Raw genomic sequence first — 20,304 nt, forward strand, 5'->3', positions numbered from 1 at the left:
GTCATCCCGGCAGCACGAGGGGCAGCTCGCGGGTGTCATCCCACGGCTCGCTCCACCCGAGGCGGTCGAACAGCCCGTCGAGCACCATTCCGGTGAAGCCCCAGACGAGGTGCTCCCCCGTCGCATGCCGCACGAGGAATCCCGGGCCGCGCCATTCCTGCCCGTCGCGGCGGATCACCGTCACGCCGCGGTTGGCCGGGTCCAGCAGGTCGGCGACGGGGGCCCGGAACACGGCGGCGGATTCGGCCTCGTCGACGACGCGGACGGGAGACGGATGCCGCCACCAGCCCAGCACCGGCGTCACGAGGTGCCGCGAGAACGCGAGGGAGATGTCGGTGAGCTCGCCGAGCACGTCGACGCCGGCAGGGTCGAGGCCGGTCTCTTCGCGGGCTTCACGGAGCGCTGCCGCGACCGGCCCGTCGTCGCCCGGGTCGAGACGCCCACCGGGGAAGGCGACCTGCCCGGGATGCGCCCGCAGCGTCGTCGCACGCGACAGGAGCAGCACGTCGAGATCGCGCGACACCGCCTGCGCCTCGGCGTCGTGACCGCTGGGAAACGCGTCGAGGACGCCGAAGAGCATGAGCACGGCGGCCGGGCGGGCACTCGGCTGCGGCGGCAGGTCGATCAACGGTCTGCGGTCGCCTGTGGGATCGGCGAGGGCGGCGAGTTGCGCCCGCGCGCTCCGGGTGGTCGGTTCGGCGCGCATTGGTTCAGGGTACGCCCGGTCGACGACACCCGGATCGCCCGGAACTCAGCCGGCGGGACCCTGGTACCCGAGGCCGGAGCTGATGCGGTCCGCGGTCTCGATGACGATCCGGCCGAGCTCCGCCTCACGGGTCTCGAGATCGATGGTCGATCGCGGCCCCGAGATGGAGACCGCCGCGACGATCCGTCCGGATTGGTCGAGGATCGGCGCCGCCACCGACGCCCGGCCGAGCACGAACTCCTCGACCTCGGTCGCGTATCCGCGGCGGGCGATCAGGGCGACCTCCCTGTCCAGAGTCTCGTGAGTGGTGATGGTCGCCTCGGTGTAGCCGACGAGCTCGGGGAGCAGGGCGTGACGGGAATCGCGCGATGTGCCGACGAGGGTCGACTTCCCGATGCTGGTGGCGTGCAACGGCACCCGCTGCCCCATCAGGGTGTGCGATTTGGGTGAGAGCGGACCCTCGAAGTTGCAGAGATAGATGAGCTCGGCGCCGCGCAGCAGCGCGAGATTGACGCCGAGACCGAGCTTGCCGGCAAGCCCCTGGGCGATCTGACGACCGACCCGATGCACGCGATTCTGGTTGATCGCGATGCCTGCCAGCGTCAGCAGCTCCGAGCCCAGGAAGTAGAGCGTCGTCTGTGCATCGCGCTCGACCAGGCCGCCGGCCTCGAGGGTGGCGAGCAGGCGGGACGCGGTCGACTGACCGATTCCGGCCGCCCGGGCGACGTCGCCCACGCGCATCGGCTCACCGCTCGCGAAGGACTCGAGCACGGAGATCGCCTTCTCCACGCTCTGGTTCGCGCCCTTGTCAACAGCCATGTGTCCTCCGGTTCGTCGTCGGCCCGTGAGGCTCAGTAAACCACATCCATGCACATAGTGCACAGCAGTTGCGAATAGTGCGCGGCTCGTGCACTCTGAAGGCGGCGTCGAAGGATGGCGCCGAGCCGGCGGCTCAGAGATGACGCTCCGGTCCGACTCTGCGAAGGACGACGATGACCACTTCCCGCGTGGCAGCTCCCGACGCTGCCGCTCGGCGCACGCGAGGCACCCCGCTCAGCGAGCGCACCTTCCTGGCCTTCCTGCTGCTTCCCGGGATCGTGCTGCTGTGCGCGATCGTGCTGTACCCGCTCATCCGATCGCTGATCTCCGCCTTCTTCGACGAGAACCTGCTGTACCCCGGCATGACGTTCGTGGGGCTCCAGAACATCATCGGCGTCCTCACCACCGAGTTCGGCCCGCTGCTCACGCAGACCCTCATCTTCACCGTCGGGGCCACCGTGGCGCCGTTCGTCATCGGACTCGCGCTGGCACTGGTGCTCAACCAGACCTTCCGCGGTCAGCGGTTCCTCCGCGGCGCGTTCCTCATCCCCTGGCTGATCCCCGGCGTCGTCGTGTCCTTCCTCTGGATGTGGATCTTCGACGCGAACTACGGCGTGCTCAACGGCATCCTCCTGAGCATCGGGGTCATCGACAGCCCGATCGCCTGGCTGTTCCAGACGGACACCGCGCGCGTCGCGCTGATCGTCGCCAAGACGTGGAACACCTTTCCCTGGATCATGGTGATGCTCCTCGCCGCGCTGCAGACGGTCCCGGCCGAGCTCCACGAAGCGGCGGCGATGGACGGCGCCGGCACGGTGCGACGGTTCTTCACCGTCACCTGGCCGCACATCCGCGGCGTCGCCGGCTTGGTGGTGCTGCTCGAGTTCATCTGGAACTTCCAGCACTTCGACACGATCTTCGTCCTCACCGGCGGCGGACCGGCGGGTACGACGAACACCTTCGCGACCGAGGTGTACGACACCGCCTTCAAGGGATACGACCTGGGTCACGCGGGTGCGCTGGGCATCCTCTGGATGGCGCTGCTCACCATCCTCGTCGTCGTCTACGTCTGGCTCTCCGAGCGCGGCGAGAAGGGAGCCCGCGGATGACCACCATCACCGCCACACCCATCACGGTCCTCGCCGAGGAGGCGCCGCCTCCCGGCGCCCGGCGTCGGCGCCGCCGCGTCCGTTGGGGAACCTGGATCACTCTGGCCGTGATCTCGCTCTTCGGATTCGCGCCCGTGTACTGGCTCCTCGCCACCTCGCTCACGCCCAGCGATCAGGTGTTCGCGTTCCCGCCGACGCTGTTCCCCAAAGAGGTGACGTTCTCCCACTACGCGACGGTGTTCGGAAACGAGGCGATCTTCGTCTACTTCCGCAACAGCGTGATCGTGTCGGTGATCACCGCCGTGCTCTCGGTGATCGTGTCGATGTACATGGGCTATGCGTTCTCGAAGTACCGCTTCGCGGGCCGCAAGTCGCTCATGTACTTCGTGCTGTCGAGCCAGATGTTCCCTCAGGCGCTGCTGCTCGTGACGCTCTACCTCGTCTTCGCACAGTTCGGCCTGCTGAACACCTACCTCGCACTCATCCTCTCGTTCACCACCTTCACGCTCCCGCTGTGCGTCTGGATGCTGAAGGGCTTCTTCGATGCGCTCCCCGACGACCTGATCGAAGCGGCGCGCATCGACGGCGCAGGCCCGTGGCGCATCTTCCACTCGATCGTCCTTCCGCTCGCCGCTCCTGGACTGGTCGCGGCAGGGCTGTTCGCCTTCGTGCGCGGGTGGAACGACTTCATCTTCGCGCTCACCCTTGCCGGCCCCGACCGGCAGACCCTTCCCCCAGGCCTCGTCAACACCTTCATCTCGGAGGCGAGCACGTCGTGGCCCGCGCTCATGGCGGCCTCGCTCGTGGTCTCGGTGCCCGTCTGCATCGCCTTCATCCTCCTCCAGCGCTTCCTCGTCGGCGGGATCACCGCCGGTGCGGTCAAGGGCTGAACCCCACGTTCGTTCCTCTCCCACCATCACCCGATCGCATTGTTCGAAGGAGAACTCATGGCAAACGACATCTCGCGGCGGTCTCTGCTGCGCTACTCCGTGTTGGGGCTCGGCGGGGCCGCTCTGCTCGGCCTCGCGGGCTGCTCGACCGGAGTCGCCGGCGCCCCGGTCACGACGCCCGGCGCAGCGGAGCCGACAGACTTCGCGTTCGCGTCCTGGAGCCTGTCCGAGGAGGCGGCCAAACCCACGATCGAGGCGGCGCTCAAGAGCTTCTCGAGCGCCGAGGGCATCTCGATCGACACCAGCGCGTACCCGTATAACGAGTACCTCAATCAGCTCACCCTGCAGGTTCGGGGCGGGCAGTTCTCGGGTGCGGCACAGCTCGACGTCGCGTGGCTGTCGGCCCTCGCGGCACTGGGAAAGCTGACCGACCTCTCCGCATACACCGGCGGCCGCGGCTACACGGATGCCGCACTGGGCGCCGGCACGTCGGGCGGCAAGCAGCTCGGACTCCCCTGGACCATTGGCGCGATCGGTCTCATCGGCAACGCTGAGCTGTTCGACAAGGCGGGAGCCTCGCTCACGCCCGGAACGATCGACGAGTTCGAGGACGGCCTCCGCGCGTTGAAGGGCATCGGAGTGATCCCGTACGCCGCGAGCACCAAGGCCGCGCAGCTGAAGGACATCGTCGTGTGGATGCAGACGTTCGGCTCGCCGATCATCGAGGACGGGAAGTCGACGATCGGTGACGACGCGTCGGTCGAGGCTGTCGAGTGGTACAAGAAGCTGTACGACGACGGCCTGATCGCGGCCGACGTCGACCGCGCGGCGGCCCGCACCCTCTTCTCACAGGGCGCGACCGCACTCTACGACGATGCGCCGGTCGGCAAGTCGTCGGTGGTTTCGCAGTCACCCGATGCCACGCTCGGCGACAAGATGACCCCCATCGCGCGACCCGTCCTCAAGGCGGGATCCACGCCTCAGCACGTGCTGTGGGGCCACCTCGTCGTCGTCGTCGACGGCGAGGGCGCCGGCACCGCCGCCGACTTCGCGCAGTGGCTCACGAGCGACCCTGAGCAGAGCGAGGAGTACTTCGCGGCACTCGGGCTGCCCCCGACCACCGAAGCGGCACTGGCATCCGACACGGTCACCGCGAACGCGTTCGTCCAGGCCTTCACCGAAACCGTCACGTCCACCGCGAAGTCGAGCCCGCTGTGGGAGTACCCGTCCTACGCGCAGATGGAGACGGCGATCGCCGAGCAGGTCCAAGCGGTCCTGATCGGCCAGAAGTCGGCATCCGACGCGATGAAGACCGCCGGCGACACGATCACAGGCCTTATCTGAAACCCCCTTCTCTCCGCCGGCCCGGGGTCGTCCCCGGGCCGGCGACCTCACCTGCCCCCAACCGCTACCCGCCGAAGGAACCATGCGCACTCAGAACGTCGAAGCCGATATCACCGTGGTCGGAGGCGGCCTGGCCGGCGTCTGCGCCGCGATCAGCGCGGCGCGGCTCGGCAAGCGGGTGGCGCTCATCGGGAATCGACCGGTGCTCGGCGGCAACTCGTCGTCGGAGGTGCGGGTCTGGGTCGTGGGTGCGACCGGCCACGGCGTGCAGCGGTTCGCCCGCGAGAGCGGAGTCATCGGCGAGCTCTACGTCGAGAATCAGTACCGCAACCCCGAGGGGAACCCGATCATCTGGGACGAGGTGGTCTTCGACGCGGTCCGGGCCGAGCCGAACATCACCGTCTTCCTCAACACCGACGTGCGAGAGGTCGACGCCGCCGACATCGACGGCGAGCGCGTCGTCACCGCGGTCCGCGGATGGACGATGGGATCCGAGACCCTCACGACCTTCACGAGCCCCTACTTCCTGGACTGCACCGGCGACGGGCTCGTCGGCCACCTCGCCGGCGCCGAGTACCGCATCGGGCGCGAGGCGTCGCACGAGTTCGGCGAGTCGTGGGCACCCGAAGAAGCCGACGGTGAGCTGCTGGGGTCGACGATCCTCTTCTACACGAAGGATCTCGGCCGCCCGGTGGACTTCGTGGCCCCGGACTCCGCGAAGGACATCACGAAGACCCCGATCCCCACGTCGCGCATCCTGCGATCGGGCGACAAGGGCGCCCATTACTGGTGGATCGAATGGGGCGGCCATCTCGACACCGTCCACGACAACGAGATCATCCGCGACGAGCTGCGCTCGGTCATCTTCGGCATCTGGGACTACATCAAGAACTCCGGGAAGTTCGATGCCGCGAACCTCGACCTGGAGTGGGTCGGCTCGCTCCCGGGCAAGCGGGAGTACCGCCGCTTCCTCGGCGACCACATGCTGTCGCAGAACGACATCCTCGACCAGATCGATCACCCGGATGCCGTCGCCTTCGGCGGCTGGTCGATCGACCTCCACCCGGTCGAGGGCATGTACGCCACGAAGGCCGGCGCCCATCAGCGGTACTCGAACGGGATCTACGGCATCCCGTTCCGCAGCTACTACTCGCGCAACATCGCCAACCTGCTGCTGGCCGGCCGCGACATCTCGGCGACGCACGTCGCCTTCGGCTCGACGCGCGTCATGGCCACCTGCGGCGCGGGGGGCGAGGCTGCGGGCACGGGCGCGTCGCTCGCGCTCGACCTCGGCGTGCGTCCGCGCGAGCTGGCGACGGCGCACGTCGAGACCCTCCGCCAGACGATGCTGCGACAGGATGCCTCGGTCTTCGGCATCCGCAATTCCGATCCGTCGGATCTCGCGCGCCGTGCCGTCGTGACCGCGTCGAGCACGGCCCGCACGCTGGACCCAGCAGAGCTCGCGCCGGGCGCCCGCGAGACGCCGTTCGCGCTCGAGCGGGATCTCGGGATCCTGCTGCCCGTCGACCCGAGACTCGACCACGTCGACGTCCTCCTGCACACGGAGCGCGACGTGACGCTCGGTGCGTCGCTGTGGACGACGGGGCACCTGCAGAACGCCGTGCCGATCGACGAGCGCGCGCGCGTCGAGGTCGAGGTCCCGGCCTCGCCTGAACCTCAATGGGTACGTCTTCCGCTCAGCTGGAACCCGGATGAGCCCGAGAGCGTCGTGGTGGTGCTCGAGGCCGCCGAGGGCGTGGCGGTTGTGCTGAGCGATGCGCAGATCCCGGGCGTGCTCGCGCTCCCCCATCGCCCGCAGGCCGACGGCGACGCGAACGTCGCCGTCGACGAGTCAGAGAGCGTCATCGCGTGGCCCGCCATCCCGCTGCGCGGCCGCACACCCCGCGTGCGGGTGAGCCCGGCGACCGACGCGTTCGACGAATCCCGGGCCGTCGCCGGGTACCAGCGTTTCTACGGCGGTCCGAACCTCTGGATGTCGCTGCCGAGCGGTGCAGATCCCGAGACCGCGGAGTCCCTCACGCTCGAATGGTCGGAGTCGCAGCGAATCCGCAGCGTCCGTCTCGTCTTCGACGACGACACGGACGTCGAGCTCAACACGCTGCACCACCACCGCACGCCCGATCGCATCTTCCCCGAGCTCGTGCGGGACTACGTGCTCGAAGTGTGCGAGGACGGCGGCGGCTGGCGCGAGATCGTGCGTGTCGGGGCGAACCGACGTCGGCAGCGGGTGCACGAGACATCCGCCGACGACGTGCAGGCGCTCCGCCTGCGCGTGCTCGCCACGAACGGCGCCCCGCAGGCACGTGTGGTGTCGATCCGCGTCTACTGAACCGGCGCGGACCGCCGCGCGCACCGAGCTCGCACCTCGAAAGCCCAACAGAAGGAGGAAACCGATGATCAAGGCTCGATGGCGAGCTTCGCTCGCCGCTGTCGCCGTGCTCGCGTTGGTGGGAGCGGCGCAGCCGGCGCTCGCACAGACCGGCGAGGACGGCACGTTCCGCGACGATTTCGACACGCTCGGCAGCGCGTGGACGAGCGCCGCCGGCGACTGGCAGGCGTCCGACGGCGCCGCCCGCGTCGTGACGGCGGGCTCGACGCGCGGATCGGTGCTGGCACTGACCGAGCTGGGCCTCGAGCCCGTCAGCACGGCGACCGCGACGTTCCGCACCGAAGGCGGCGGCGCGACGGCGTGGGCCGGCTTCACCGTGCACCGCTCCGGCACCACCGACGACTACACGCAGTCGGGCTACACCGTCCTCGTCCGCAACAACGGCGAGCTCGCGGTGATCAAGGCGGCCGGCAACTCGGCCGTGACGTACCTGGGGGCGACTCCCACGGCGGCACGGCCGGGGACCGACTGGGTCACGGTGACGGCTCGCCTGGACGGCGACCGGTTGGACGTCTCGATGGGCGGGGCGGCGCAGCCGCTTCTCTCGGTGACGGACTCCTCGTTCGACGACGGCGGCTTCTCGCTCGCCGCCCACCGCGATGTTCGGATGGTCGTCGACTCCGTGGAGCTGACCGGCGTCGCGGAGCGCGACGAGCCGGCACCCGCGGACTGCATCGCGTGGTCGGGCGAGCCCGCCGCGACGGCCGAGCGCGGCCTCGTGCTGAACAGTCCCGAGCGCATCGCCGAGGTCGCCCGTCGCGCGGACCACGGCGTCGAGCCTCAGGCGTCCGGATTCGATCTCCTCATGGCCGACGTCGCCGCCGGGATGGCGCGCACGCCGGCACCGCCGGAGATCTTCTTCGTGCCGTTCTTCTACAACAACCCCACCGCCCACCGGGCGGCCCGCGATGGACTGCAGAACGACGCGAACACCGCCTATCAGCTCGCGCTGGCGTACCGACTCACGGGCGACGAGAGTTACGGCTCACATGCCGCCCAGTTCATCGACGCGTGGATGGCCACGGTCGACTGCGTGCGCACCGGCGAGGACTCCGCGTTGGCGTTCAGCTACCACTTCCCCGCGTTCGTGTTCGCGGCCGAGCTGCTCCGCGGCACGCCGGCGTGGTCGGAGCAGGGAGAGCGCGCGTTCGCCGGCTTCCTTGCGGAGACGGCGACTCCGGTCGCCGGCTCGATCCTCCATCGCAGCAACAACTGGGGCAGCTGGGCGCTCGAGCTGACCGCGGCGAGCGCGGCGTATCTGGACGATGCGGCGGCGATCGAAGCCGCTTACACGCGGGCCACCGAGCTGATCGAGCACCAGATCGACGCGAACGGCCACATGCCCGAGGAGGTCACCCGCAACAACGGCGTCGGCGACTACGGGATCTGGTACACGCACTTCTCACTGCTGCCGCTTCTCCTCACGGCGGAGACGCTCAACGGCCACGGCCGCGATCTGCACACGTACGTCAACGCGAACGGCACCGGCCTCGCCGATGCCGTCGCGGCCGCGAGCTCGTGGGTCGCCGACCCGGAGAGCTTCCCGTACTACACCGGCGACGTCGCGAAGCTCGCCAACGTGCGGACGATCGACTACCTCCGAGCGGTCGGTGTGACGGCCCACAGCATGAGCTATTTCGAGCTTGCCGCGAACCACTACCCCTCGGCGATCCTCGACGCCCTGCTCACGGAAGAAGGTGCCATGACGACGATCCATTCGGCGCCGCACCTCAGTCTCACGCACGGCGGACTCGCGGACCCGTCACGACCGGGCGGCGGCCATGGACGCGCGCCCGACCACGCGGGAGTGCCCGGTCCGCCCGATCACGCCGGCGTCCCGGGGATGCCGGGTCACGCCGACGGAGGCGGTCAGCTGCCGGACTGATCCCACCAGCGAGCGGACGAGTCGTCGGTGACGGAGGCCGCCGAGATGAGCGAACGCCCGGGAGACGCCGATGCGTCTCCCGGGCGCCACGCGTCGAGTCGTGTCAGCGCTGCTCCTTGCGCAGCAGGACGCCCCGGGACAGCCCTCGCACGAGACGGAAGGCGACGAGCGCCGTCACGACCCACGGCCCGAGCACCAGGATGGGATCGAGCCAGGCGTGCTTCAGGTCGGCTCGCCCGCGCCCGAAGCGCGAGGCGAAGGGCCGGTGACCGCGCTCGCCCAGGATGCCGCTCTGGGTGATCGGGTCGTCGGGCCGCCGCGAGAAGAGCGACTTCACGTGGGCCGTCGTCGAGTCGACGCGATCACCGAGCACGAGCAGCAGCCAGTGCGCGGTCTGCCCCTCGCTGTAGGTGTCGTACGCGTAGCGGCGCACCTTGCCTGCGACTCCGCGCAAGGGCTGCGCCGTGCCGAATACGGGCGTGAGCCGCTCATGCTCGACGGACTTCTCGCGTCCGCCGCGACCGGGCTGGTCCTCGGGCAGGTCCCAGTGCGCGCCGGTCTCGATGCCGGGCTGCTCCCGGGGCACCGCGGGGCGCTGGGCGGGGTCGGCGTCGGCTCCCCAGCCGGGGATGCGGGCACGCAGATCGTCGGGGCTGGCCGGGGATCCCGGCTTGTTCGAGGTGTAGGGCATGTCGTCCTCCCAAGTCTCAGGACGCCGGAACGATGACCGGCTTGATGATGTCGTCGAGCTTCGTCGAGAAGAGGTGGTACCCCTCCGCGATGTGGTCGAGCGGGATGCGGTGGGTGATGAGGTCGCTCGGCCGCAGGTAACCGGCCCGGATGTGCTCGAACAGCCGCGGCCACTGCCGCTTCACCGGTGCCTGGTTCATCCGCAGCGTGAGGCCCTTGTTCATCGCGTCGCCGAAGCGCACGGCGCTGAACATCGGCCCGTACGCGCCCATGACGGACACGGTTCCGCCCTTGCGGACGGAGTCGATCGCCCAGTTCAGCGCCACCGGCGAGCCGCCCTGCATCTTGAGCTTCGCCGACGTCACGTGCTGGATCACGTGACCGTCGGCTTCCGCGCCGACCGCGTCGATCGCGGCATCCGCTCCCAGCCCGCCGGTCATCCGCTTGAGCTCACGCACGATGTCGCCGACCTGCGTGAACGCCACCGTCTCGGCGTAGGCGAACTCCCGGGCTTTCTGCAGGCGGTAGTCCAGATGGTCGACGACGATCACGCGTCCCGCGCCCATGAGCCAGCAGGAGCGCGCCGCCGCCAGTCCGACCGGACCGGCGCCGAACACGACCGCGGTGTCGCCCTCCGCGATGTCGGCGAGCTGCGCGCCGAAGTATCCCGTCGAGAACGCGTCGGTGAGCAGCAGCGCGTCCTCGTCGGCGATGTCGTCCGGAATCACGGAGGGTCCGACATCCGCGAACGGCACGCGCACCATCTCGGCCTGTCCGCCGTCGTAGCCGCCGGTGGAATGGGAGTAGCCGTAGATCCCGCCGATCGCCGTGGCGTTCGGGTTCACGTTGTGGCAGTTCGAGAACAGCCCGCGCGCACAGAAGTAGCACGAGCCGCAGTAGATGTTGAACGGCACCATCACGCGGTCGCCGACGCGAAGCCTCTCGACCGACCCGCCCACCTGCATCACCGTGCCGATGAACTCGTGGCCGAACGTGTGGCCGATCCGGGTGTCGGGCATCATGCCGTGGTACAGATGCAGATCCGATCCGCAGATCGCGGCGAGCTCGACGCGGACAATCGCGTCATTGGGATGCTCGATCTTCGGCTCCGGCTTGTCCTCGACGCGGAGCTTGTACGGTCCGCGGTACGTCATCGCCTTCATGCGCTCCTCCTGGGTCTTTCACGACACCCTCAGGGAGCCCGGGCGAATCCGCGGAGGGGGTTGCGTTCTCGCGCTCGAAGTGTCAGGAGGGCGGGGAGTGCCCCGGGCACGGAATCGGAGGTCCTGCGCGACACGCCGCGCGGGGCACCATGCTCCGGCGTGTTCGCACAAATGCTCCGATTCTGTGCGCCCGCCTCAGCCGCGGAAGTACGCCTCGGCGACGCGGGCGAGGTCCCACAGGTCGCTGACCCCGGCGAGCTCTCGGGCCGAGTGCATGGAGAGGATCGGGATGCCGACATCCACGGTGCGGATGCCGAGGCGCGTCGCGGTGATCGGGCCGATCGTCGAGCCGCACGGCACCGCGTTGTTCGAGACGAACTCCTGGCTCGTGACACCCGCTGCCGCGCACCACCCGTTCCAGGCCGCGGCACTCGCGGCGTCGGTGGCGTAGCGCTGGTTCGCGTTGATCTTGAGGATCGGCCCCGACCCGAGCACCGGCTGCACGACCGGGTCGTGCTTCTCGGCGTAGTTCGGGTGCACCGAATGGCCCACGTCGCTCGAGACGCACCACGACGCCGCCAGGGCGCGCAGCTGCTGCTCGCGATCGGCGCCGAGCGACAGCCACAGCCGCTCCAGCACGTCGGCGAGGAACGGCCCGGCCGCTCCCGACCGCGTGCCCGAACCGACCTCCTCGTGGTCGAAGACCGCGAGCATCGCGATGTGGTCGGCGTCGTGCCCCTCGGCCGCCCGCTCCAGGGCGACCACTCCCGCGTGCACCGACGCCAGGTCGTCGAGGCGACCGGAAGCGAAGAAGACGTCGTCGTGCCCGAAGGTCGCACCGCGCGCGGAGTCCGCGGTGACGATGTCGTAGCCGCGGATGCGGGCGACGTCGACACCGGCCTGAGCAGCGAGCTCGCCGAGGATGTCGGCCGAGTCGGCAGATCCCAACCCCCAGACCGGCTGCGTCTGCGACTGCTTGTCGAGGGCGAGATGGTCGTTCGCCTCGCGGTCGAGGTGGATCGCCAGCTGCGGCAGGCGCAGCAGCGCGCCCGTCGCGGTCAGCACGCTGGTTCCGTCGTCGAGCACGAGCCGACCGGCGAGACGCAGCTCGCGGTCGAGCCAGGAGTTGAGGAGCGGTCCGCCGTAGATCTCGACGCCCGCCTGCAGCCACCCGAGCCGGCCGGTCGTCGGCTTCGGCTTGAGCTTGAACGCCGGGGAGTCGCTGTGCGCCCCGAAGACCCGCACCCCCGTCGCGGCGGTCGCCGTCGGCGGCACCACCCACGCGATCGCTGCGCCGTCGCGCACCACCACGAATCTCCCGCCCGCGGGAGCGGGCCAGCCGGCCGACTCGTCGAGGCGCGTGAAGCCCGCGCCCTCCAGGCGATTCGCGACCTCGGCGGCAGCGTGGAAGCTCGACGGCGACGCCGCCACGAACGCGGCGAGATCCTCGGCGTGGGCCATGGCGCCGGTGTTGACGGGAGCAGTGGATGAGGGCACGGGCGAGCCTCCTCGATAGCGGTGCAGGGGTTCTCCGATCGTAGTTCGGAGCGCTCTTCGGCCCGTTCACGGCGCAGGATGCGGGCCATTGATCTGGCCTTTTCGAGCAATCCGCTCACATGTAACGTTCAGGTAACGCACCGGAACCGTCCAGAAACGCCGGGGAGACTCGGGGACTTGTGTCCGCCCGAACGGGCACGAGGCGCTGCACGATGGCGCATTTCGCTGATACGGAACCGGTCTTTCATGCGCAACCACATGCCCCTCCTGCCCAACCGCCGCACTGTCCGCCGCGCCGAACGCCGCCTCCGCCGCCGCCCGGTGCTGCTGGCCGCGACGCTCGCGATCGGCGTGCTGGCCACCGCCGGGTTCACCACGGCGGCCCCCGCATCGCAGGCCGAGGCATCCGGATCCGGCCCCCGCTTCGCGCTGGCGTCGTACACGACGTCGGCTTCCGCGACCGCCGACAAGGCGCCTGCGGCGTCCGCCGTCGAGCGGACCGTGACCGAGGCGAATGACGCCGTGACGGCGGCGACGGCCGTCGCCGCGGACATCGCCGCGTCGGGTCTCGACGTCGGCACCCCCGACACCACCGTCGACACCTCCGGGCTCGAGGCCGCCGTCGTCCAGCTCGAGCGCGCCCAGTCGCTCCCGGCGATGTACTCGACGGACTTCGCGGATGCCGTGACCACCCTCACCGCGTCTGTGGGCGAGCAGACGCAGGGCCTGCGTGGCCGCCTCGACGCCGCCATCGCGCTCAAGGCGCAGCAGGAGGCGGAGGAGAAGGCGCGCAAGGAGGCTGAGGCCGCCGCCGCAGCCGCAGCTGCTGCCGCCAAGGCCGCCGCCGAAGCGGCTGCAGCCGAAGAGGCCGCCAAGAAGTCGTCGTCGTCTTCGTCTTCGGTTTCGTCGGCGCCGCGGCCGGTGTACGCCACCGGCGGCGCCGTGGGCGGCACCAGCCCCGCCGACGCGCAGGCCACGGCCCGCGCCATGCTCGGCAACTACGGCTGGGGCGACGACCAGTTCGGCTGCCTCGTGTCGCTGTGGAACAAGGAGTCGGGCTGGAACTACCAGGCCTACAACCGCTCGAGCGGTGCCTACGGCATCCCTCAGGCGCTCCCCGGCAGCAAGATGGGCAGCGCCGGCGCCGACTGGCAGACCAACCCCGCCACGCAGATCGCGTGGGGCCTGGGCTACATCTCGGGCCGCTACGGCACCCCGTGCGGCGCCTGGGGCCACTCGCAGTCGACCGGCTGGTACTGAGTCAGCGCAGGAACACGGCCGGGTCGAACTGCTCGATCGGGATGACGCGCACCCGCGGCAGCGGAGCGTCGAAGGCTTCGGCGTCGTACTCGATGTCGAAGAACTCGACGCCGGGGATGCCGGTGAACTCGGTGCTGCGGAACTCGTGGAACGCGACGACGCCCACGCGCCGCCCGTTCGTGGCGAGCCGCGCGAGATCCTCGGCGAAGTCGCGGTCGTGGCTGACGAGGGCGACGTCGTCGCCACGGTCGGCGAGCGCCCGCAGCGTCCGCTGGATCGCGATGTCGACGATCTTCTCGTCGGCCGGGCCTGAGAGCGGCACCGGCTGGTAGCCGAGCGCGAGGAGCGCCTGCACGAACGGCATCGGCAGGTGCGTGCTCGCGTTGAGGAAGAAGAGGCCCTTCGCGGGCCGTTCCCAGCGCTCCGAGATGAATGCCAGCAAGCGGTCCCACCGCGGCCGCTCCTCCGGAAGGGGACGACGGCCCAGGATCGATCCGCCGAGGGTGGCGTCGATGTTCTCGCCGTCCACCAGCACCCAGCTGCTGCGCTCCATGCCGTTCTCCTCGATCGGGGTCGCTCCGAACGTAGCAGGGCCTCCGATGCCGGGCTCACTCACGCGGTGCGCAGGATCTTCGCCATCGCCTTTCCGCGGGCCAGCTCGTCGACGAGCTTGTCCATGTAGCGGATCCTCTGCATCAGCGGGTCCTCGATCTCCTCGACGCGCATCCCGCAGATCACGCCGGTGATGAGCGGTGCGTTCGGATTGAGTTCGGCGTCGTCGAAGAAGTCCTCGAGCGTCGTGTGCTCGGCGATATGCCGCTGCAGGTCGGCGTCGTCGAAGCCCGTGAGCCACTCGATGACCTGGTCGAGCTCCTGGGTCGTGCGCCCCTTCTTCTCCACCTTCGTCACGTAGAGCGGATAGAGCACGGCGAAGCTCAGCGAGAAGATGCGGTGCATCCCGCCAGGATAATCGCGATGGATGCCGCGGGAGCCGCCGCGAGCGGCGGGGATGCAGCGACGGTCCCGGTGGGTAGCCCTCCCACCGGGACCATCAGCACGTTCGCGGGAGTTTTGAACGGCGACCCGAACGCCGATCCTCGACCGCTTCGCACGGCACTGCATTTTGTTACCCCTTCAGCGTAGGCAGAGGCATCCTCCGGCACCTGCCCGTTGACATGCCACTCGCCGGCTGGTACGGCTGAGGACATGCGTTTCGCCGTCTCGTCCTGGTGGTGGCTGCACCGGCAGCCGTAACGCACACACGCGCGGGCTGCACGGCAGCCCGCGGACCCATCGGCGGCATCCCAGTCCGTGCAGCTCCTCGGTCAAGGAGCAGACATGGACTCGTTCACCGCCACCGCGGGCCGCATGCCGCGGCTCCGCGCTCGCATCGCCCAGCATCCGGAGCGCTTTCGCGTGCTCACCGGCGAGCGGCCCACCGGCCGCCTGCACCTCGGGCACTACTTCGGCACGATCCGGGAGCGTGTCCGACTGCAGACGGCGGGCGTCGACACCTTCGTGATCCTTGCGGACTACCAGGTCATCACCGACCGGGACACCGCCGGCGATGTCCGTGAGAACGTGTACAGCGCGGTCATCGACTACCTCGCCGCCGGCTTGGACCCGCAGGTGACGACGATCTTCGCCCACTCCGCCGTCCCCGCGCTGAACCAGCTGCTGCTCCCGTTCCTCAGTCTGGTCTCCGAGGCGGAACTGCATCGCAACCCGACGGTGAAGGCCGAGCTTCGCGCATCCGGACGCGCCCTCAGCGGTCTGCTGCTGACGTATCCCGTCCATCAGGCCGCGGACATCCTGTTCTGCAAGGGGAATCTCGTACCCGTCGGCAAGGACAATCTGCCTCACGTCGAGATGACCCGGACGATCGCGCGCCGCTTCAACGAGCGGTACGGCGACGTGTTCCCTGAGCCGGAGGCGCTGGTGACCGACGCACCCGAGCTTCCCGGTTTGGACGGGCGGAAGATGTCCAAGAGCTACGGCAACGCGATCGAGCTCGGGATGACGGCCGACGAGACAGCCGCCGCGATCCGACGAGCCCGCACAGACGCCGACCGCGCCATCACGTATGACCCCGGACGGCGGCCCGGGGTCGCGGGACTGCTGGCCACCGCGGCCGTCGTCCTGTCGCGCACACCGGATGAGATCGCCGACGAGATCGGCACCGCCGGCGCCGGCGCGCTGAAGACGTTCACGATCGAGGCCGTCAACGAGTTCCTGCGCGAGCACCGCGCACGTCGCGCGGCACTCACCCCCGACGATGCCGCAGCCGTGCTGCGGCGGGGAAATGAGCGGGCGGACGCCATCGCGACCGACACCCTGACCGACGTGCGCTCCGCCATGGGCATGACCTACTGATCGCCGATGCAGGTCGCGGGTGTCAAGCCCTTTCTCGGCGGCGGGCCGGACCGGTGTACTTCAAGGCATGCCGGACGCCACGCGGATCTCGGTCGTCATCCCCGTGAAGGACGACGACACCGAGCTCGCGCGGTGCCTGGGCGCCCTCGCCCGCCAGACCGTCCCGGCGGACGAGGTCATCGTCGTCGACAACGGATCGACGGATGCCTCCGCCGCCGTCGCGCGCGCCTTCGGCGCCCGCCTGGTCCGGTGCGAGACCCCGGGCATCCCCGCGGCGAGCGCCGCCGGATACGACGCGGCAGGGGGCGACGTGATTCTGCGCCTCGACGCGGACTGCGTGCCCGATGAGTCATGGACCGCGGCGATGGCCGCCGCCTTCGCCGCCCGTCCCGACGTCGCCGCGTTCACCGGGGGCGCCCGCTTCATCGACGGTCCGCCGCCGCTCCGGGCACCGCTCGCGACCCTCTACCTCGGCGCCTACGCCGCCGTGATGATCCCCACCCTGGGGCATCTCCCCCTGTTCGGCTCGAACCTGGGGCTGCGTCGTGAGGCGTGGCTCGGCATCCGTTCGTCCGTGCATCGCGATCCCGAGCTGCACGACGACATGGACCTCGCGTTCCACCTCGGTGAGCGAGGCCGTATCCGCCGGCTGTCAGGCGCGCGGATGGGCATCTCGATGCGGCCGTTCGCCCCCGGAGGGGCGTTCGGCCGTCGCGCGGTGCGCGGGCTGCGGACGGTGCTGGTGCACTTTCCGCACGACTTCCCGCCGGTGCGCTGGACGCGGCGGCTGCTGCGCCGTGTCCGCGCCCGCCGCTACGACACGCGGCCGTCCCCCGGCCGTGACACGCGCAGCCAGCGGTAGCCGTACGCCGGCACCTCGAGCTCCACGGCTCCGCGCTCGTCGAGCGGGATGCGGTCCGAGCCCAGCAGATCCACGAGCCGGGTGCCCTCCGGCTCATCCTTCAGGGCGAAGGTGGTCGCTGCCGGCACGTCGCTGAAGTTGTGGATCGCGATCATCCGCCCGACGTCGGCCCGGAGGGAGTGCACCAGCAGCGCGTCGACGGGCTGTTCCAGCACCTCGAACGCCCCCCATCCGAGCTCGGGAGAGATCCGGTACCGCGAGATCAGATCGCGGAAGAAGTGCAGCAGGGACTCCCGGTCCTCGATCTGATCCGCGGCGTTGACGTGCTGCGGCGCATAGCCGTCGCCGGGCGGCCGGGCGATCAGCCGCGACGGCGCGGCCTGCGAGAACCCGCCGTTCTTCTCCGCGGTCCACTGCATCGGCGTGCGCACGGCGCTGCGCCCCGGGATGTCGATGTTCTCCCCCATGCCGAGCTCCTCGCCGTAGAAGAGCACCGGTGTGCCCGGCAGCGTGAACATGAGGCTGTAGGCCATGCGGATGCGCCGCGGGTCGCCGAGCATCGGGGGCAGCCGGCGGGTGATGCCGCGGCCGAACACGCGCTGCCGCTCGTCCGGCGCGAACGCGTCGAACACCTCCTCCCGCTCGACGTCGGTCAGCTTGTCGAGCGTCAGCTCGTCGTGGTTGCGCAGGAAGTTCGCCCACTGCACGTCGTCGGGAAGCTGCGGTCGTGAGGTCAATGCCGTGATGAGCGGCGCCGGATCCTGCCGCGCGAGCGACAGGTAGAACGCCTGCATGCCGACGAAGTCGAACTGCATCGACAGCTCGCTGGCGTCGCCCCCGCCGAAGTAGGCGACCTGCTGATCGTACGGCAGGTTCACCTCCCCCAGCAGGATCGCCTCGCTCGAGCGGCGCTGCAGGAAGCGCCGGAAGTCGCGCAGCAACTCGTGCGGGTCGGGGATCTCGGCCCCCGGCGGCATCTCGAGGAAGAATGGCACGGCATCGACCCGGAAGCCCGATACCCCGAGCTGCAACCAGAAGCCGATCACGCGGGCGAGCTCATCGCGCACCGCGGGATTCGCGATGTTGAGGTCGGGCTGGTGCTCGTAGAAGCTGTGCTGGTACCACTGCCCGGAGGCATCGTCCTTGGTCCAGATGCCGTCGGCCTCGCCGGGGAAGACCGTGTTCTTCTGCCCCTTGGGCGGTGGATCGTCGCGCCAGATGTAGAACTCGCGATATTGCGAGTTGACACTGCGCTTCGCCTTGAGGAACCACGGATGCCGGTCGGACGTGTGGTTGACGACCAGGTCCACGATCACCCGCATGCCGCGGTCGTGGGCGGTGCGGATGACCTCCACGAAGTCGCCGTGACTGCCCAGCCGGGGATCCACGCCGTAGAAGTCGGTGATGTCGTACCCGTCGTCGCGATCGGGCGTCGGATAGAACGGCATCAGCCACAGGCACGTCACCCCCAGCTGTGCGAGGTAGTCGATCCGCTGCGCGAGACCCTGCAGGTCGCCTGTGCCGTCGCCGTCGGAGTCGAGGTAGGTCTCGACGTCGAGGCAGTAGATGATGGCGCTCTTCCACCAGAGGTCGCTCGTGTCGGTGATCTTCATCGCTTCCCCCTCGGGCGGGGCAGGATGCCGCATGTCGCGGCATCCGGGAGCGCGTGAGAGTCCGTGGAATCCATGCCGCGAGTCTGCCGGGTGGCCCGCCTCCCCGGCAGGCCCTTGAGATCCCCCGCGGTGTTGGATACAGGCGCGGGCGGATCCCGCGCGGCTAGAGTCGTCACCCGTGTCAACCGTCGCCGAATCCGCCGATCGCTACCGCAGCGAGCCCACCGTGCTCCAGACGCTGCACCGGCCCCGCCTTCTCACCCGCGAGGTGCTCGCCGGACTCGTGGTGGCTCTCGCCCTCATCCCCGAGGCCATCGCGTTCTCGGTGGTCGCCGGCGTCGATCCGCGGGTCGGGCTCTTCTCGTCGTTCGTCCTCTCCGTCGTCATCGCGTTCACCGGCGGGCGCCCCGCGATGATCACCGCCGCCGCCGGTGCGGTCGCGCTCGTCATCGCCCCGGTCGCACGCGAGCACGGCTCGGACTACCTCATCGTCACGATCGTGCTCGCGGGTGTCATCCAGGTGCTCTTCGCCGTGCTCGGAGTCGCGCGGCTCATGCGCTTCATCCCCCGCAGCGTGATGGTCGGGTTCGTGAACGCGCTGGCGATCCTGATCTTCCTGTCGCAGGTGCCGCAGCTGATCGACGTGCCGTGGGCCGTGTACGTGCTGGTCGCCGTGGGCCTCGGCATCCTGTTCGTCTGGCCGCGGATCACGCGCGCCATTCCCGCACCGCTCATCGCGATCGTGCTGCTGACGGCCGCCGTCGTCGTGTTCGGGCTCTCAGCCGTGCCCAACGTCGCCGACCAGGGCGAGCTGCCGCGCAGCCTTCCCGAACTGCTCATCCCCCAGGTGCCACTGACGTGGGAGACCCTCCAGATCGTCGCGCCCTACGCCTTCGCCGCCGCGCTCGTGGGCCTCCTCGAATCGCTGATGACCGCGAAGCTCGTCGACGACATCACCGACACCCGTTCCCGCAAGACGCGCGAGGCGTGGGGCCTCGGCGTCGCGAACATCGCCTCGGCGTTCTTCGGCGGCACCGGCGGCTGCGCGATGATCGGCCAGACGATGATCAACGTGAAGACCTCGGGCGGCCGCACCCGCATCTCGACGTTCCTGGCGGGGGTGTGGGTGCTGGTCCTCGTGGTCGCCCTCGGCGACATCGTCGGCCTCATCCCGATGGCGGCGCTCGTCGCCGTGATGATCCTGGTGTCGGTCTCGACGTTCGACTGGCACAGCATCCGGCCCGCGACGCTGAAGCGGATGCCGCTGAGCGAGACGTTCGTGATGCTCGTGACGGTCGTCGCCACCGTCTGGACCCACAACCTCGCCATCGGCGTGGTGCTGGGGGTGCTCGCCGCGATGGTGCTGTTCGCCCGCAGGGTAGCCCACTTCACCACCGTGAGCCGAACGGTCGACGGCGATACCGCGCGGTACCGGGTCGACGGCGAGCTCTTCTTCGCATCGAGCAACGATCTGACCACGCAGTTCGAGTACGCCGCCGATCCGGCGCATGTGGTGATCGACCTGTCGCGCACGCACGTCTGGGATGCCTCGACCGTCGCCGCACTCGACGCCATCGTCACGAAGTACGAGCAGCGCGGCACCACCGTCACGCTCGAGGGCATGAGCGACGCCGCGGCGTCCTTCCACGGCCGGCTGAGCGGTGGGCTCGGCTCTGTGTGAGG

At 69.7% G+C, this 20,304-nt stretch carries 17 protein-coding genes; 9 read left to right on the forward strand and 8 right to left on the reverse strand.

Annotated features, from left to right (window positions below):
* Nucleotide 1: 1 nt before the first annotated feature.
* Nucleotides 2-706 carry a CoA pyrophosphatase gene (locus tag ABG085_RS14110; RefSeq protein ID WP_347976353.1) on the reverse strand — a complete coding sequence of 235 codons (705 nt, stop codon included), beginning with the start codon at nucleotides 704-706 and terminating at the stop codon, nucleotides 2-4.
* A 45-nt stretch (nucleotides 707-751) separates the two neighbouring features.
* On the reverse strand, nucleotides 752-1,525 hold the full coding sequence (locus tag ABG085_RS14115; RefSeq protein ID WP_347976354.1) for an IclR family transcriptional regulator: 774 nt from the start codon (nucleotides 1,523-1,525) through the stop codon (nucleotides 752-754).
* A gap of 173 nt (nucleotides 1,526-1,698) precedes the next feature.
* Between ABG085_RS14115 and ABG085_RS14120 the strand changes: the two genes are divergently transcribed.
* From ABG085_RS14120 to ABG085_RS14140, 5 genes are all read left to right on the forward strand, one after another.
* The gene (locus ABG085_RS14120; RefSeq protein WP_347976355.1) at nucleotides 1,699-2,634 is read left to right on the forward strand and encodes a sugar ABC transporter permease; all 936 of its coding nucleotides are present in this window, start codon (nucleotides 1,699-1,701) and stop codon (nucleotides 2,632-2,634) included.
* Nucleotides 2,631-3,524, forward strand: coding sequence for a carbohydrate ABC transporter permease (locus ABG085_RS14125; RefSeq protein WP_347976356.1), 894 nt, complete (start codon nucleotides 2,631-2,633; stop codon nucleotides 3,522-3,524). Before ABG085_RS14120 ends, ABG085_RS14125 begins: the two co-directional genes overlap by 4 nt.
* Nucleotides 3,525-3,581: 57 nt before the next feature.
* A complete protein-coding gene (locus ABG085_RS14130) occupies nucleotides 3,582-4,868 on the forward strand; it encodes an extracellular solute-binding protein (protein WP_347976357.1) in 1,287 nt (428 codons plus the stop codon).
* Between the two features lie 82 nt (nucleotides 4,869-4,950).
* Nucleotides 4,951-7,218: an FAD-dependent oxidoreductase gene (locus ABG085_RS14135; RefSeq protein WP_347976358.1), complete on the forward strand. Its 2,268-nt coding sequence runs from the start codon at nucleotides 4,951-4,953 to the stop codon at nucleotides 7,216-7,218.
* Nucleotides 7,219-7,282: 64 nt separating this feature from the next.
* Nucleotides 7,283-9,163: an alginate lyase family protein gene (locus ABG085_RS14140; protein WP_347976359.1), complete on the forward strand. Its 1,881-nt coding sequence runs from the start codon at nucleotides 7,283-7,285 to the stop codon at nucleotides 9,161-9,163.
* 103 nt (nucleotides 9,164-9,266) lie between these two features.
* On the opposite strand, the gene ABG085_RS14145 is transcribed toward ABG085_RS14140, so the two are convergent.
* From ABG085_RS14145 to ABG085_RS14155, 3 genes are all read right to left on the reverse strand, one after another.
* Nucleotides 9,267-9,854 (reverse strand): hypothetical protein, encoded by a 588-nt coding sequence (locus tag ABG085_RS14145; RefSeq protein ID WP_347976360.1) that lies wholly within the window; start codon nucleotides 9,852-9,854, stop codon nucleotides 9,267-9,269.
* 16 nt (nucleotides 9,855-9,870) lie between these two features.
* A complete protein-coding gene (locus ABG085_RS14150; RefSeq protein ID WP_347976361.1) occupies nucleotides 9,871-11,016 on the reverse strand; it encodes a zinc-dependent alcohol dehydrogenase in 1,146 nt (381 codons plus the stop codon).
* Nucleotides 11,017-11,211: 195 nt separating this feature from the next.
* Complete coding sequence (locus ABG085_RS14155) at nucleotides 11,212-12,477, reverse strand: M18 family aminopeptidase (protein WP_347979207.1); 1,266 nt, start codon at nucleotides 12,475-12,477, stop codon at nucleotides 11,212-11,214.
* A 294-nt stretch (nucleotides 12,478-12,771) separates the two neighbouring features.
* On the opposite strand from ABG085_RS14155, the gene ABG085_RS14160 reads away from it, so the two are divergent.
* Complete coding sequence (locus ABG085_RS14160; RefSeq protein ID WP_347976362.1) at nucleotides 12,772-13,773, forward strand: lytic transglycosylase domain-containing protein; 1,002 nt, start codon at nucleotides 12,772-12,774, stop codon at nucleotides 13,771-13,773.
* 1 nt (nucleotide 13,774) lies between these two features.
* Here ABG085_RS14160 and ABG085_RS14165 read toward each other — a convergent pair whose 3' ends face one another.
* Nucleotides 13,775-14,326, reverse strand: a complete 552-nt coding sequence (locus ABG085_RS14165; protein ID WP_347976363.1) for an NYN domain-containing protein — start codon at nucleotides 14,324-14,326, stop codon at nucleotides 13,775-13,777.
* 59 nt (nucleotides 14,327-14,385) lie between these two features.
* Complete coding sequence (locus ABG085_RS14170) at nucleotides 14,386-14,730, reverse strand: DUF2200 domain-containing protein (RefSeq protein WP_347976364.1); 345 nt, start codon at nucleotides 14,728-14,730, stop codon at nucleotides 14,386-14,388.
* 381 nt (nucleotides 14,731-15,111) lie between these two features.
* Here ABG085_RS14170 and trpS point away from each other — a divergent pair, with 381 nt between their 5' ends.
* Together trpS and ABG085_RS14180 are read left to right on the forward strand one after the other, a co-directional pair.
* Entirely contained in the window at nucleotides 15,112-16,146 is a 1,035-nt protein-coding gene (gene trpS / locus ABG085_RS14175) for a tryptophan--tRNA ligase (RefSeq protein WP_347976365.1), read from the forward strand.
* Nucleotides 16,147-16,213: 67 nt separating this feature from the next.
* On the forward strand, nucleotides 16,214-17,008 hold the full coding sequence (locus ABG085_RS14180; protein WP_347976366.1) for a glycosyltransferase family 2 protein: 795 nt from the start codon (nucleotides 16,214-16,216) through the stop codon (nucleotides 17,006-17,008).
* Here the strand turns inward: ABG085_RS14180 and ABG085_RS14185 are convergent.
* Nucleotides 16,960-18,621 (reverse strand): alpha-amylase family protein, encoded by a 1,662-nt coding sequence (locus tag ABG085_RS14185; protein ID WP_347976367.1) that lies wholly within the window; start codon nucleotides 18,619-18,621, stop codon nucleotides 16,960-16,962. The genes ABG085_RS14180 and ABG085_RS14185 overlap by 49 nt on opposite strands.
* Before the next feature lie 178 nt (nucleotides 18,622-18,799).
* Between ABG085_RS14185 and ABG085_RS14190 the strand changes: the two genes are divergently transcribed.
* On the forward strand, nucleotides 18,800-20,302 hold the full coding sequence (locus ABG085_RS14190; protein WP_347976368.1) for a SulP family inorganic anion transporter: 1,503 nt from the start codon (nucleotides 18,800-18,802) through the stop codon (nucleotides 20,300-20,302).
* Nucleotides 20,303-20,304: the final 2 nt, after the last annotated feature.

This window comes from Microbacterium sp. ProA8, assembly GCF_039905635.1.
Classification (GTDB): Bacteria; Actinomycetota; Actinomycetes; order Actinomycetales; family Microbacteriaceae; genus Microbacterium; species Microbacterium chionoecetis.